The 12,444-nt window shown below is 64.0% G+C and carries 15 protein-coding genes; 5 read left to right on the top strand and 10 right to left on the bottom strand.

What is annotated here, in order from left to right; all coding sequences use genetic code 11:
- Positions 1–54 precede the first annotated feature (54 nt).
- Positions 55–531: a hemerythrin domain-containing protein gene (locus ABMC89_RS17165; RefSeq protein ID WP_349570112.1), complete on the bottom strand. Its 477-nt coding sequence runs from the start codon at positions 529–531 to the stop codon at positions 55–57.
- A 109-nt stretch (positions 532–640) separates the two neighbouring features.
- Here ABMC89_RS17165 and ABMC89_RS17160 point away from each other — a divergent pair, with 109 nt between their 5' ends.
- Positions 641–1,366 (top strand): GNAT family N-acetyltransferase, encoded by a 726-nt coding sequence (locus ABMC89_RS17160; protein ID WP_349570110.1) that lies wholly within the window; start codon positions 641–643, stop codon positions 1,364–1,366.
- Between the two features lie 28 nt (positions 1,367–1,394).
- Here the strand turns inward: ABMC89_RS17160 and ABMC89_RS17155 are convergent, their stop codons facing one another.
- A complete protein-coding gene (locus ABMC89_RS17155; RefSeq protein ID WP_349570108.1) occupies positions 1,395–2,114 on the bottom strand; it encodes a response regulator in 720 nt (239 codons plus the stop codon).
- Between the two features lie 133 nt (positions 2,115–2,247).
- On the opposite strand from ABMC89_RS17155, the gene mce reads away from it, so the two are divergent.
- Together mce and ABMC89_RS17145 are read left to right on the top strand one after the other, a co-directional pair.
- Positions 2,248–2,652, top strand: a complete 405-nt coding sequence (mce, locus tag ABMC89_RS17150; RefSeq protein WP_349570106.1) for a methylmalonyl-CoA epimerase — start codon at positions 2,248–2,250, stop codon at positions 2,650–2,652.
- A gap of 3 nt (positions 2,653–2,655) precedes the next feature.
- The gene (locus ABMC89_RS17145) at positions 2,656–2,952 is read left to right on the top strand and encodes a DUF1467 family protein (protein ID WP_349570103.1); all 297 of its coding nucleotides are present in this window, start codon (positions 2,656–2,658) and stop codon (positions 2,950–2,952) included.
- On the opposite strand, the gene ABMC89_RS17140 is transcribed toward ABMC89_RS17145, so the two are convergent.
- From ABMC89_RS17140 to trpS, 6 genes are all read right to left on the bottom strand, one after another.
- A complete protein-coding gene (locus tag ABMC89_RS17140) occupies positions 2,882–3,619 on the bottom strand; it encodes an EI24 domain-containing protein (protein ID WP_349570101.1) in 738 nt (245 codons plus the stop codon). The two genes, ABMC89_RS17145 and ABMC89_RS17140, sit on opposite strands and share 71 nt — an antisense overlap.
- Entirely contained in the window at positions 3,610–4,182 is a 573-nt protein-coding gene (locus ABMC89_RS17135; protein ID WP_349570099.1) for a nitroreductase family protein, read from the bottom strand. The genes ABMC89_RS17140 and ABMC89_RS17135 overlap by 10 nt, the downstream gene beginning before the upstream one ends.
- On the bottom strand, positions 4,182–5,288 hold the full coding sequence (locus ABMC89_RS17130) for a class II histone deacetylase (protein ID WP_349570097.1): 1,107 nt from the start codon (positions 5,286–5,288) through the stop codon (positions 4,182–4,184). The genes ABMC89_RS17135 and ABMC89_RS17130 overlap by 1 nt, the downstream gene beginning before the upstream one ends.
- A 173-nt stretch (positions 5,289–5,461) precedes the next feature.
- A complete protein-coding gene (locus ABMC89_RS17125) occupies positions 5,462–6,013 on the bottom strand; it encodes a fasciclin domain-containing protein (RefSeq protein WP_349570095.1) in 552 nt (183 codons plus the stop codon).
- 104 nt (positions 6,014–6,117) lie between these two features.
- Positions 6,118–6,588, bottom strand: a complete 471-nt coding sequence (locus ABMC89_RS17120; RefSeq protein WP_349570093.1) for a VOC family protein — start codon at positions 6,586–6,588, stop codon at positions 6,118–6,120.
- A gap of 99 nt (positions 6,589–6,687) precedes the next feature.
- Positions 6,688–7,710 (bottom strand): tryptophan--tRNA ligase, encoded by a 1,023-nt coding sequence (gene trpS / locus ABMC89_RS17115; protein ID WP_349570091.1) that lies wholly within the window; start codon positions 7,708–7,710, stop codon positions 6,688–6,690.
- 101 nt (positions 7,711–7,811) lie between these two features.
- Between trpS and ABMC89_RS17110 the strand changes: the two genes are divergently transcribed.
- On the top strand, positions 7,812–8,510 hold the full coding sequence (locus ABMC89_RS17110) for a rhomboid family intramembrane serine protease (RefSeq protein ID WP_349570089.1): 699 nt from the start codon (positions 7,812–7,814) through the stop codon (positions 8,508–8,510).
- 5 nt (positions 8,511–8,515) lie between these two features.
- Here ABMC89_RS17110 and murJ read toward each other — a convergent pair whose 3' ends face one another.
- Entirely contained in the window at positions 8,516–10,066 is a 1,551-nt protein-coding gene (murJ, locus tag ABMC89_RS17105; RefSeq protein WP_349570087.1) for a murein biosynthesis integral membrane protein MurJ, read from the bottom strand.
- A gap of 114 nt (positions 10,067–10,180) precedes the next feature.
- Here murJ and ABMC89_RS17100 point away from each other — a divergent pair, with 114 nt between their 5' ends.
- The gene (locus ABMC89_RS17100; protein ID WP_349570085.1) at positions 10,181–11,131 is read left to right on the top strand and encodes an NAD(P)H-binding protein; all 951 of its coding nucleotides are present in this window, start codon (positions 10,181–10,183) and stop codon (positions 11,129–11,131) included.
- 30 nt (positions 11,132–11,161) lie between these two features.
- Here ABMC89_RS17100 and ABMC89_RS17095 read toward each other — a convergent pair whose 3' ends face one another.
- A complete protein-coding gene (locus ABMC89_RS17095) occupies positions 11,162–12,373 on the bottom strand; it encodes an MFS transporter (protein ID WP_349570083.1) in 1,212 nt (403 codons plus the stop codon).
- Between the last annotated feature and the right edge of the window lie 71 nt (positions 12,374–12,444).

Genomic DNA, 12,444 nt, shown 5'->3' with positions numbered 1-12,444 from the left:
AAACGGCCTGCCGCAGGGATGCGGCAGGCCGTTTGCATGTCGGGTGTGGCGCGATCAGTCTTCGAGGCTGTCTTCACGCTTTTCGTCGATCAGGCCCATTTCCTCTTTCTTGCGTGCCTCGAAACGCATCCCGAAGCCTTCGTTCTGTTCCTCTCCGATCACCTTTTTCGCGCGGGTAAAGACTTCGTCCTCTTCCTCTTCGATGTGATGCTCGTAGTCGTGTTTCAGCGTCTTGAACTTGGTCAGCCAGCCCGGCGATGACATGTCCATCTCGTTCAGCTCTTCCATCAGATCGTCAAGCTGCTGGTGCTCGTGCACCGAATGACGCGCGGCGTCCTGGCCCCATGTCTCGGAAATCAGCTTGGAGTAGAACGTCTCCTCCTCGGCGGCGGCGTGTGATTTGACGTCGCGATAGAACTCGGTCCAGCTTTCCTGACGTTTCTCGCTGTCTCCGGACGTATCGGCGATGGTGTCCAGCAGTTTGCGGTGATTGTCGTGGTCGGCTTTGATCGCGTCATAGATCGATGGCATGGGGGATCCCTTCAGAAACGGTGTTTCACTAGATACGCGCGAAGGATGGTTCGGGTTCCGCGATCAAAGACTCTTGGCGGCGGCCGGGTCTGCGCCTATCACTGCTTTGATGACAGATCGTACAGCCTCTGGCGCGCCGATCGGCGCGATCGTTCATGACTGGACAGCGCCGCCGCGTCCGGCAGGTTTGTCGCTGGAAGGGCGGTATGCACGGCTTGACCGGTTGAATGCGGATGTCCACGCAGCGCTGCTGCACCGTGCTTTCGCCGGCCACGACGGGCTTTGGGATTACATGCCGAACGGCCCCTTCGCGTCTTCCGCGCAATACCACCGCTGGGTGCGCGATGTGGAAGCGGGCGAAGATCCTGTTTTCTACGCCATCCGGAATCTTGAGAACGGCGGTTGGGAAGGCGTGGCAAGCTATCTGCGGATTACCCCCGACGCGGGCACAATCGAGGTTGGCAACATCTGTTTCGCCCCGTCGTTGCAGCGTACCCGCGCCGCGACCGAGGCGATGCATCTGATGATGCAATGGGCGTTCGAGGCGGGATACCGTCGGTACGAATGGAAGTGCAATGCGCTCAACGCCCCGTCCCGCCGCGCGGCCCAGCGCCTCGGCTTCAGCTTCGAAGGGGTGTTCCGGCAGGCGCTGGTGACGAAGGGCCGTAACCGCGACACCGCATGGTTCGCGGTCATCGACAAGGAATGGCCAGCGCTGAAAGAGGCGTTTTCGACGTGGCTGTCGCCCTCGAACTTCGACAGCCATGGCCGCCAGCGCGAAAGCCTGGGTGACATGACCCGGCTGGTGCGCGCGTCCAGCGACCCGACCCTCTGACGGTCGGGGGGGCCGACGCGCGCCTCCGTCAGATGGCAATCTTGCGCGACAATCTTTGCTGGATAAGCCCCGCAATTTGCGCGGTCTCCGACCCTGCTGCTTCGCCGCGGGCGCGGCGGTTGGCCAGGGCCTGCGCGGCCTGCACCATCGACGTATCGTCTACCGATATCGCCACCCCCGCGAGGAACTGCGCAAGATAATCGAGCGCTTTTGCGTGCGGCGGGTTCTCAAGAATGTCGGCGGCGTGGGCGATGTCGTCGTGGTAGGCCAGCTGATCCGGCGCGATGAATTCGTTGCCGATGGCACGGGGACCGGGTGGACGGCGCTCCGCCGGGAGCAACGCCAGAACCTGTTCCTGAAACAGCGACAGGGAGGTGATCGGCTTCGCGAGAAAACCCATCGCGCCTGCGGCACGCGCGGCTTCCTCCCCGTTCGGGTCGCCCGAGGTGGCGAACAGGATCGGCGGCGGGCCTTCGGCGCGCGCCAGTTCGGCGATCAGGTCACATCCGTCCCCGTCCGGCAGGCCAAGGTCGACCACAACCACCGAGGGGCGATACACCTGCAAATGGCGCCGCGCCGAGCGGATGCAATCGGCCCGTCTGATGCGCGCACCGGAGCGCAGACACAAAAGCCGCATGGCTTCGCAGGCATATCTGCTGTCCTCGACAACCAGAACCGTCAGCCCCAGCAGAGGCCGCGCGGCGGTCGGTGTCGGCAGGTTCTGCGCGAGTGGGTCGATGTTGTTCATGGCACTCTCCGAATCCTCGTTGGCTTGATTTCAGACTAGGCACCGATACCTAAGGCTTGGTTAACGGGTCGCATTGCCCTTCACGATTTCCCGTCGCATAAGGGCCAGGATGAAAGCCGGTAAGGAGATTGCGATGATCGGACGTCTTAACCATGTGGCGATTGCGGTGCCGGATCTGGAGGCCGCGGCCGATCAGTATCGCAACGCGCTCGGAGCCAACGTAGGTGCACCACAGGACGAGCCCGATCACGGGGTGACCGTGATCTTCATCGAACTGCCCAACACCAAGATCGAACTGCTCTACCCGCTGGGCGATGACAGCCCGATCAAGGGCTTTCTGGAAAAGAACCCTGCGGGTGGCATCCACCACATCTGCTACGAGGTCGACGACATCATCGCGGCGCGCGATCACCTGAAATCGACCGGGGCACGTGTACTGGGCAGCGGAGAGCCGAAGATCGGTGCGCACGGCAAGCCGGTGCTTTTCCTGCACCCCAAGGATTTCAACGGGGCGCTTGTCGAACTGGAGCAGGTGTAAGCCATGGGCATCACCTCAGCCATCGTTCTATACGCGGTAACGTGGTTCATGACGTTTCTGGTCATCCTGCCCATCCGCGTCCAGACGCAGGGTGACCGGGGCGATATCGTGCCGGGCACCCACGCAGGAGCGCCCGAACAGCATCACCTGAAGAAGAAGGCGCTTTGGACGACCATTGTCGCGGCCCTTCTTTGGGGGGTCTTCGTGGCCATCATCCTGTCCGGCATCATCAGCGTTGACGATCTGGAAAACTGGGTGGGGCGGGGCGTTCCGTCGTCACGAACTGGAACAGGTGGGTAAAGGTCGCCGCGCCTAGGATCGGCACCACAAGGTTCAGGATCGGCACTGTCAGCGGGATCGCCATGAGCGTGCCCGCAGCCCAGATGGTGACGAAGTGCTTGCGCCGCATCTCGTTGGCGCGCATCCGCCCGACGCGGCGCATGGCGACCAATGCGAAATATTCGCGGCCCAGCAACAGGCCATTCACCAGCCAGAAGATGATGAGCGCGACCGGCGTGAATATGATGTAAAGGATGAGCGCAAGGATGTTCACCCCGACCAGAACGCCGAGATAATTGATCGAATCGCGCAGGGCATCGCCGAAGGGCGTGCGCGGCTTCTGGTGCAGGGCGGGGTAATGCACCGCCTCCACCGCATCGGCCACATCGTCCAGAAACAGCGATGTGATCGCCGAGGCGACGGGGATCATCAGGAAGATCGACAGCACCAGCATCAGCGCCAGCGCGCCCCAGCTGAGCAGATCGTCGATCCACTGCACGTCTCCGAGGACCGGCAGCCAGACGGTATCGCCGGCCAGCCATCCGACAAACCACACCAGCCCCGCGGAAAAGCCGATCAGAAGCGCCACGGTAAGCGCGATCCCGATGCCCAGCACCCGTGCAAAACGGGGATCGCCGATCTGCGACAGGCTCAGACCGAATGCCCGGAAAATAGCGCCTATTTCCATGTGGTGATCTCTGAAATATTGGGTCTTGGCCGCTCGGGTGGGGTGCTTTTCTCGGTGCCGATGTGGATCAGCCCCGCGATGCGTTCGTGCGGCTCAAGGCCGAAACCCATCGCCATGAAGCTGCGGTCATGGCTTGCCCATCCGCTGAGCCAGTTCGCGCCCCAGCCCGCGGCCAGCGCCGCGTTCAGCAAGGCAAGGCAGACCGCCCCGGCGGAATAGGTCTGCTCGAGCGGGGGGATCTTTTCCGACGGTTTCTGCACCTCGATCACCGCGACCGCGAGGTGGCCCTGATCGAACTGGGCGCGTCCCTTGGCGATCTGCTCGGCATCAAGCCCCAGCGCTTCGCCGCGCTTTTGCGCAAGCTCCGCCAGATCAGCCATGGCGGGCCGTTCGACAACGATGAAGCGCCACGGTTCAAGCTTGCCGTGATCAGGTGTGCGCGCAGCCGTTTCCAGCAACATCATCAGCGTGTCGCGGTCCGGCACCGGCGGGCTGAGCGTTTTTGCGGGCCGCGATCGGCGTGTTTGCAGAAAACGCAGGGCCTCGGGGTTCGGATCGGGCATCAGGTGCTCTCCAGTGTTTGCGCCATCTCATCGATAAGCTCTTTGTGAAACGCTGTGACGCGGTCGTTCGGCTGACGGATGCGAAACACCTCCGCCAGAGGATCTTCGGCGGTGATCTTGCTGTCCGACAGCGCCTCCAGCACCGCGTGACCGCAAAACGGGACGTAGATTTCGGAATAGCCACCTTCGTGCGACATCACGAGCTTGCCGCCGCACTGCGCTTCGGCGACTTCGCGAATGCGGCGTGTCATCTGGCGGAAGGTATCCGCCGTGGCCAGCATCGAACACAGCGGATCGGGGCAGGCGGCATCATACCCGCAGGCGACCGCAATCAGGTCTGGTTTGAAGGCTTCGATATGCGGAATGACCGCCTCGAGCGCGTGCAGATACCCCTCGTGGCCCACGCCCGGTGGCAGGGGCAGGTTGATGTTGTACCCTTTGCCCTTGCCCGCGCCGCGATCCGCCAGATGTCCGGTATCGAGCGGGTAATTCGTTTCCTGATGGAGCGAAATGGTCAGAACGTCGTCGCGGTCATAGAAGATGCGCTCGGTCCCGTTGCCGTGGTGTACGTCCCAGTCCAGCACGACCGCGCGCTTGATGTGGCCCTCGGCAAAGGCTGCCTCGAGCGCGATGGCGATATTGGCCATCAGGCAAAAGCCCTTCGCGTCTTCGGGTTCGCAATGGTGACCGGGCGGACGGCTGAGCGCGTAGGCATTGGTCAACTCACCGGTTGCGACAGCCCGCACGGCAGCGGTGGACAGGCCCGCAGACAGGGCCGCAATCTCGTATCCGCCCTGCGCGAAAGGCGCGTGGTGGCCGATCTCTCCGCCGCCCTGATCCGATAGCGCCTTGAAGGCATCGAGGTATCTGGCGGGATGAACCCTTTCGAGTTCTGTCCGGCTGGCCATATCCGCGCTGCGCATATCTAGGTCCCGGGTGATCCCGGTCACTTCCATCAGGTTCCGAAAGCGACGTTTCGTTTCGGGGCTTTCGGGCAGGCCACCGGCGGCAAGCGGTTGTACCAGACCGCCCAGCGGCAGGGTGAAGGCATAGTTGCCGCCCGCGTGCCAGAAGGTCCGTTCATCCCAGAAAAATCCTGTTGTCATGACGTGCGCTCTCCGATGCCCTTTGTTTCCCTGTGCAAAGAGATAGGGGCAGGGGCGCCGCTCTACAAACGAGTTTTGGCTGAAAGAGGCGCCGCAGCGCCCTGTCCGTACACAAGACGAAAAGGACCGCCCCAAAGGGGCGGCCCTGTCCGTTCGTCGCGTTCGCGCAGTGATCAGCCGGCCTGGCCTGCGGGCAGCAGTACGCGGTCGATCACATGCACCACACCGTTCGACTGGTCCACATCCGCAATGGTGACGGTAGCGACGCGGCCGTTTTCATCTTTCAGCTTCAGCTTGCCGCCCTGCATATAGGCGCTCAGCGTGCAGCCCCCGACCGTGGGCACATCATGCGCACCGCCGTCATCGGCAATCATTCCTGCGATATCGGTTGAAAACGCCTCGGCCGCGACGACATGGCAGGTCAGGATCTGCGCCAGTTGCGCCTTGTTGTTGTCCGCCATCAGCGCCATCAGCGACTTTTCCGAAATCATCCCGAATGCATCGTCAGTCGGGGCGAAGACTGTGAACGGACCATCGGAGGCCAGCGTATCCACCAGCCCGGCCTGCTTGGCTGCGGCGACGAGCGTGGTGAGGTTCGGCGCGTTCGAGGCATTTGCGGCAATCGGCTGGTCCGCGAACATCTCGGCACCGCCCACCATCGGATTTTCGGCATGGGCCGCCGCGGCGGTGATGATCAGTGCTGTTGTGGCAAGAAACGTCTTCATACTTGTACTCCCAATCGGTTCTTTCGGTGCGGGCGTTATTGCCCGCGCACGACCGAAGCCACGCAGAACGCGCGCCGAGAGTTTCAGAGACTTCGAAAAAGACCTTAACGGGCCGCGTCGATGATCGATTGCACGTCCAGCGGTGCGTTGATCAGGTCATAGGTGCCATCCGCCTTGACCGGCCACTCGGCGCGGGGCCTGTCGACGTAAAGCTCGACACCGTTCTGGTCGGGGTCGCGCAGATAAACCGCTTCGCTGACCCCGTGATCGGCGGCCCCGTCCAGCGCGATGCCGGCGTCCAGAACCCGCGCGATCACCGCGCCGAGCGCTGCGCGGTCGGGATAGAGAAACGCCGCGTGGTAAAGGCCCGTCGATCCCGGTGGCGGTGGTGTGCCGTCCGCGCTTTCCCAGGTGTTCAGCCCGATGTGGTGGTGGTATCCGCCCGCGCCCAGAAACGCCGCGCGGTCGCCCATGCGGGCCATCACGTCAAAACCCAGTATGTCGCGGTAGAACGCTACCGCGCGGTCCAGATTGGCGACTTTCAGATGGACGTGACCGACTTGAGGGTGTGCCATGGCAAGGCTCCTGCGCTGTGTCTAGGCCTTCACCCTAGCCCCCTGCGCGCGCCTGCGCTATCCCGACCGGCGCGCCGCCCCTGTGCGGCGCTGCACGGATCAGGCGCCGACCATGCCGACGATTTCGTAGGTGCGCTTGAGGATTGGTGCGGTGATCTCGCGGGCCTGCTCGGCGCCCTTCGCCAGCAGCTTGTCGATCTCGCCCACGTCATCCATCAGGCGCGCCATCTCGGTCGAGATGGGGGCGAGCTTTGCGACAGCAAGTTCCGCCAGCGCCGGTTTGAACGTACCAAACTGCTGGCCGCCGACCTCGCGCAGCACATCCTCGACCGACTGGTCGCTGAGGGCTGCGTAAATGTTGACGAGGTTGCGCGCCTCGGGGCGGTCCTTCAGGCCCGCCACTTCCGAGGGCAGCGCATCCGGATCGGTCTTGGCCTTGCGGATCTTCTTGGCGATGGCGTCGGCATCGTCGGTCATGTTGATGCGGCTGGCGTCGGACGGATCGCTTTTGGACATCTTCTTCGATCCGTCGCGCAGGCTCATCACCCGTGTGGCGGCGCCTTCGATCACCGGTTCGGTCAGCGGGAAGAAATCGACGCCGTAGTCGTGGTTGAATTTTGTCGCGATATCGCGTGTCAGTTCGAGGTGCTGCTTCTGGTCCTCGCCCACGGGTACATGCGTGGCGTGGTAGATCAGGATGTCGGCGGCCATCAGCGCGGGATAGCCGAAAAGCCCGAGCGACGCGGCCTCGGCATTCTTGCCCGCCTTGTCCTTCCACTGGGTCATGCGGCCCATCCAGCCCATGCGCGCGACGCAGTTGAAGATCCATGCAAGCTGCGCGTGCTCGGGCACCTGACTTTGGTTGATCAGAATGGATTTTTCGGGGCTGATGCCCGACGCGATGAATCCTGCGGCCAGTTCGCGGGTGTTGTGGCGCAGCTTTTCGGGATCCTGCCAGACGGTGATCGCGTGCAGATCGACCATGCAATAGATTGTTTCGAAATCGCCCGCGTTCTGCATATCGACGAAGCGCTTGATCGCCCCGAGATAGTTGCCCAGCGTCAGCCCGCCCGAAGGCTGGATGCCGGAGAAGACGCGCGGGGTGAATTGGCTCTCGGTCATGGAACGCTCCGATGGGGCTGGAATTGGGGTCGCGATGGGCTTACCCATGGCGGGGTGCGGCGTCAACTGCGTGGCGCGGCCCCCCTGTGAAAGGCCCAGCAATGTCAGACGAAAACGACGATCCGGCGTTCGAGCCGCCCTTCAATACGCTCCCCGCCGTTGTGATCTTGCTGTTTCTGGCAATGGCCGGCGTCGAAGCAGGCCTCAGCCTTGGCGAGGCGGGGCTGGTTGGCGGGCCCAGCGCGATCGGCTGGCGGCTCGATCTGGTGCGAGACTGGGGGTTCTCGGGTCAGATATTCGACGCGATGCTGCAACAGGGGCAATGGCCGATCGAGCATCTGCTGCGGTTCGTAACCTATCCGTTCATTCATCTGAGCTTTACCCACAGTCTGATCGCCATCGTTCTGATGGTGGCCCTGGGCAAGATGGCCGCCGAAGTGATGGGATCTCTGGCGATGCTGGCGCTGTTCGTTCTGTCGGGTATTGGCGGTGCGCTGGCCTACGGGCTGTTTCTGGACGATCCGGTCTGGCTCGTCGGGGCCTATCCGCCCGTCTATGGCCTGATCGGCGGTTACAGTTTCGTGCTCTGGCGCAAGCTTGAGGGGACAGGCGGCCAGCAGTTGCGCGCCTTCAGCCTGATCGGCGTCCTGATGGGCTTGCAACTGGTCTGGAGCCTGTTCGCCGAGGTCGGCAACGGCTGGGTTGCCGATCTTGCGGGTTTTGTCACCGGCTTTGCGTTCAGTTTCCTGTGCGCGCCGGGCGAATGGGGCCGGATGCTGGCGCGGATGCGCAACCGCTAGCGGGCTCAGCCCTTGCCGCCGCGCCGCATGTTCGCGCGAAACTCCTGCAGGCGGAAGGCGCCGATCATCTGGCCGACGCCAAAGTAGCTGACAGCGGCGATCACCATGAGGATCAGCAGACCGAGACCGCGCCACCACGGCAGCGCCAGAAGCGTGTTGAGCTGCACGTTGAAGAACCACAGAACCACGCCCATGATTGCGGCCGCCGCGATGATCCGCCAGATGCGGCGGCGGAATCTGTCGTCCATCCGCACCGCATCGCCGAAACCGCGCGCGCCTATGGTCAGAAGCGCGTACATCACCCACGCCGCGATGGTGGTGGCGATGGCGGGGGCCAGCCAGCCGACGACAGGCGCCAGACCAAAGGCAAGGCCCGCGTTCACGATCATCGCCACGAGGGCGAAATAGAACGGGCGGCGGGTGTCCTCGCGCGCGAAATAGAGCGGCTGGACCAGTTTTTGCAGCACAAAGGCCGGCAGCCCCAGCGCGTAGATCATCACGGCAGTGGCGATGGCGGCGGTATCGTCGACACCGGATGCGCCACGCTCGAACAGCACCGATACCAGCGTCAGCGGGATCACCAGAAGGGCCACGGCAGAGGGGAGCGTCAGTGCCATGGACACCTCTGCCGCACGGCTGAGCGCATGGCGCGCGCCGCTGTCGTCACCGGCGGCCAGACGCCGCGACAGATCCGGCAGCAGTACGATCCCGATGGCGATGCCCACAACGCCCAGCGGCAGCTGGTACAGCCGGTCGGCAGCAAAGAGCCAGCTTACCGCCTTGTCATATTGCGAGGCGACCAGTTGTCCGACCACGAGGTTGATCTGCATCACGCCCGACGCCAAGGCCGCGGGCAGCGCGATAGTGACAAGGCTGCGCATTTCGGGCGTCCAGCGCGGACGGGCGGGGCGCAGCGGAAAACCGGCAGCCGCAGCGGCCCGCCAGGTGAGCGCCAGCTGCGCGATACCGGCCAGCGGGATCGACCAGACCAGCCAGTCAATGGCCGCGCTGTCGGTCAGCGCGGCAAATGTCAGAGCCGAGATGACAAAGATGTTGAGCAGGACCGGCGCCGCAGCCGCCACCGCGAACCGGCCGGTTGCGTTCAGGATGCCGGAAAACAGGGCCGAGAGCGACATGAACAGGATATAGGGAAACACGATGCGCCCGTATCCCACCGTCAGATCGAACCGGGCATCGCCCGCAAAGCCTTCGGCGGTAAGCCAGACCAGACCGGGCATGAAGACCATGCCCAGACCGGTCAGCACCAGCACCACAAAGAACAGCCCGGACAGCGCCGTTTTCGCAAAGTCCAGCGGATCGCCCTGCGCCTCGAGCCGTTTCGAGAACATCGGGACGAATGCCGCGTTGAAGGCGCCTTCGGCAAAGAAACGGCGGAACATGTTGGGCAGGCGGAAGGCGGCCACAAAGGCATCCATGACCGGCCCGGGCCCGATCAGCGACAGGATCATCACTTCGCGGACGAAACCCAGGACGCGGCTGAGAAGGGTCCAGAGGCCCACGGTGAAGAAGCCGCTCAGCAGGCGGATGGGTTTCATGTTCTGTCCCTTTCATGGCGCATGGGCGTGGCGTAGCGATTGCCGCGCGGCCACGCAATTGTCTTCTGTACGCGATGGCTTGCGCGGCGACCGCTTTGGGCGGAGAGTGGCGCAATGACATCTTTGCGGATCCTTCTGACCGGTGCCACGGGCACTGCGGGGCGTGCCACGCTGGATGCGCTGGTCGCTGCGGGGCATGTGGTTGTCACGCTGGGCCGCAGCGATCCCGGCAGCGGTGGCGACCATCGCCGCTGCGACATCCGCGATGCGCGGTCGCTGCGCGAGGACGGCTTGCGCGGGCAGCGGTTTGACGCGGTGGTCAGTTGCCTTGCCTCGCGCAGCGGCGCGCCGCAGGACGCGTGGGAAATCGACTATGCCGCGCAGCTTAATCTGCTCAACGCCGCAGAAGAGGCGGGGATCGCGCAGTTCGTCCTGCTCTCGGCGATCTGTGTCCAGAAACCGAAACTGGCTTTTCAGGAGGCAAAGCTGGCCTTCGAGGCGGCGCTGGAGCGGTCCGAAATCGTGCACTCCATCGTGCGGCCCACGGCGTACTTCAAATCGCTGTCCGGGCAGGTGGAGCGGGTGCGGGCAGGCAAACCGTTTCTGGTATTCGGGGACGGGCAACTGACGGCGTGCAAGCCGATCAGCGACCGCGATCTGGGCCGTTTCATCGCGTCCTGCGTCACCGACAGCGACAAGCGCAACGCCGTGCTGCCCATTGGCGGACCGGGGCCTGCGATCACACCGATGGAGCAGGCGCAGGCCCTGTGCGCCGCGCTGGGCCGCCCGCTGCGGGTGCGGCGAGTGCCGGTGCGGATGATCGACATGATCGCAGCCGGTCTGGGGCTGGCGGGGGGGCTGCACAAACCATGGGCGCAAAAGGCCGAACTGGCGCGGATCGGACGGTATTACGCCACTGAATCGATGCTGGTCTGGGATGCGGTGCGCCAGTGCTACGACGCCGCGGCAACCCCCGAGACCGGCAGTGACACGCTGTTCGATCACTATGCGGCACTCGCTGCCGGTGCCGCACCAGAGCATTTGGGCGCGCACCGGGTTTTCTGAACGCGGGGCTCTTTGCTGCCTTTCAGGCGCTCATCGCAAGCTATCCTCGACCGGAACGCTGCGCGCTGCAAGGCCGAGCGCGACAAGACAGCCCAGACCGGCAAGCGCGTACCAGCCAAGGATCCGCTGGAGATCTTCGGCCGGAAGCAGCCCCGCCGACTGTGCGCCCGAGGCGGCAAACAGCAGCGTGGATGAGAACAGCAGCTTTCCCGCAAGGCTCTGGAGGGAAAGATACGTCGCGCGGCTGTCCCCTGACAGAAGCGGCTGGATGCGCGCCACGATGAACGGGCTTGCCAAAGCGTCAGGGACCATGCGCAGCACCAGCACAGCGATCACCACCACCGCCGTCGACAGGGTAAGCGCGCCCACGAGTGCGATCTGCATCGCGAAGGCCACAAGCAGGGTCGCGGGCAGGCCGATGGTCTTGCGCACCGAAAGCGCCACCAGCGAGACGGCCACCGATACCAGCATCATCACGCTCGACACACCGCCCGACACCAGCGGTGCTTCGGCGGCGAGGCCAATCCCGTCCAGCGCCTCGCGGATAAACGGCTGGCCGAAGACGAAGGGAAGGTGGCTGAACCCGTACATCACGACTGCCAGCGCGAAGAGCCATTGCAGAACCGGATTGCCAAAGCTGCGGCGCAGCGACCGCAGGCCCGCCAGCGTCGCGTCGCGCCCGCGCACCGCCTTCGGCGGCTCGACCAGCCGCGCGGCAAGGAAAAGGGCCGCCGCAAACGCCAGCGCGGTAGCATAGAAGGGCAAGACCGGCATCCACAGCGCCAACACCCCGCCCGCAAAGGCCGACAAGGCAAACCCCGCCAGCGAGTACCGCAGAAGGCGGACCTCCTGTGCCTCGATTTCACCGGCTCTGCCCGCCGCATCGAGGGATTCGTACATCAGCGAACTGTCCGTGCCCGACCGGAAAGCCGCAGCGGCACCGATCAGCGCCTGGCCCGCCGCGAAAGCCAGAAAGCTGCCGCCGAGCGCCAGCGTCAGGCACCCCAGCATACCGCAGAGCGCGGACAACAGCAGCGTCGGCTTGCGGCCCAGACGGTCCGAAAAATAGCCTGAGGGCACCTCAAGCACGGTGACGGAAATGTCGTAAACCGCATAGAGAACGATGGCCTCTGCGCCCGAAAGGCTTTGCTGGAAATACAGGAACCACATCGCCTGCCAGAATAGAAGGCTGTCGCAGAAGCGATACCACGGCAGCGTGGCGATGTTTCGGGTCAGATCCATTCGCCGCTACGTAACGCGGACGCGCCAAAGAAAAAGGGGCGCGACTGACGCCGCGCCCGAGGCAGGCATGA

Origin of the sequence: Sulfitobacter sp. HNIBRBA3233 (assembly GCF_040149665.1) — a bacterium.
Taxonomy (GTDB): domain Bacteria; phylum Pseudomonadota; class Alphaproteobacteria; order Rhodobacterales; family Rhodobacteraceae; genus Sulfitobacter; species Sulfitobacter marinivivus.
This window is presented reverse-complemented; position numbering and strand designations above follow the sequence as displayed.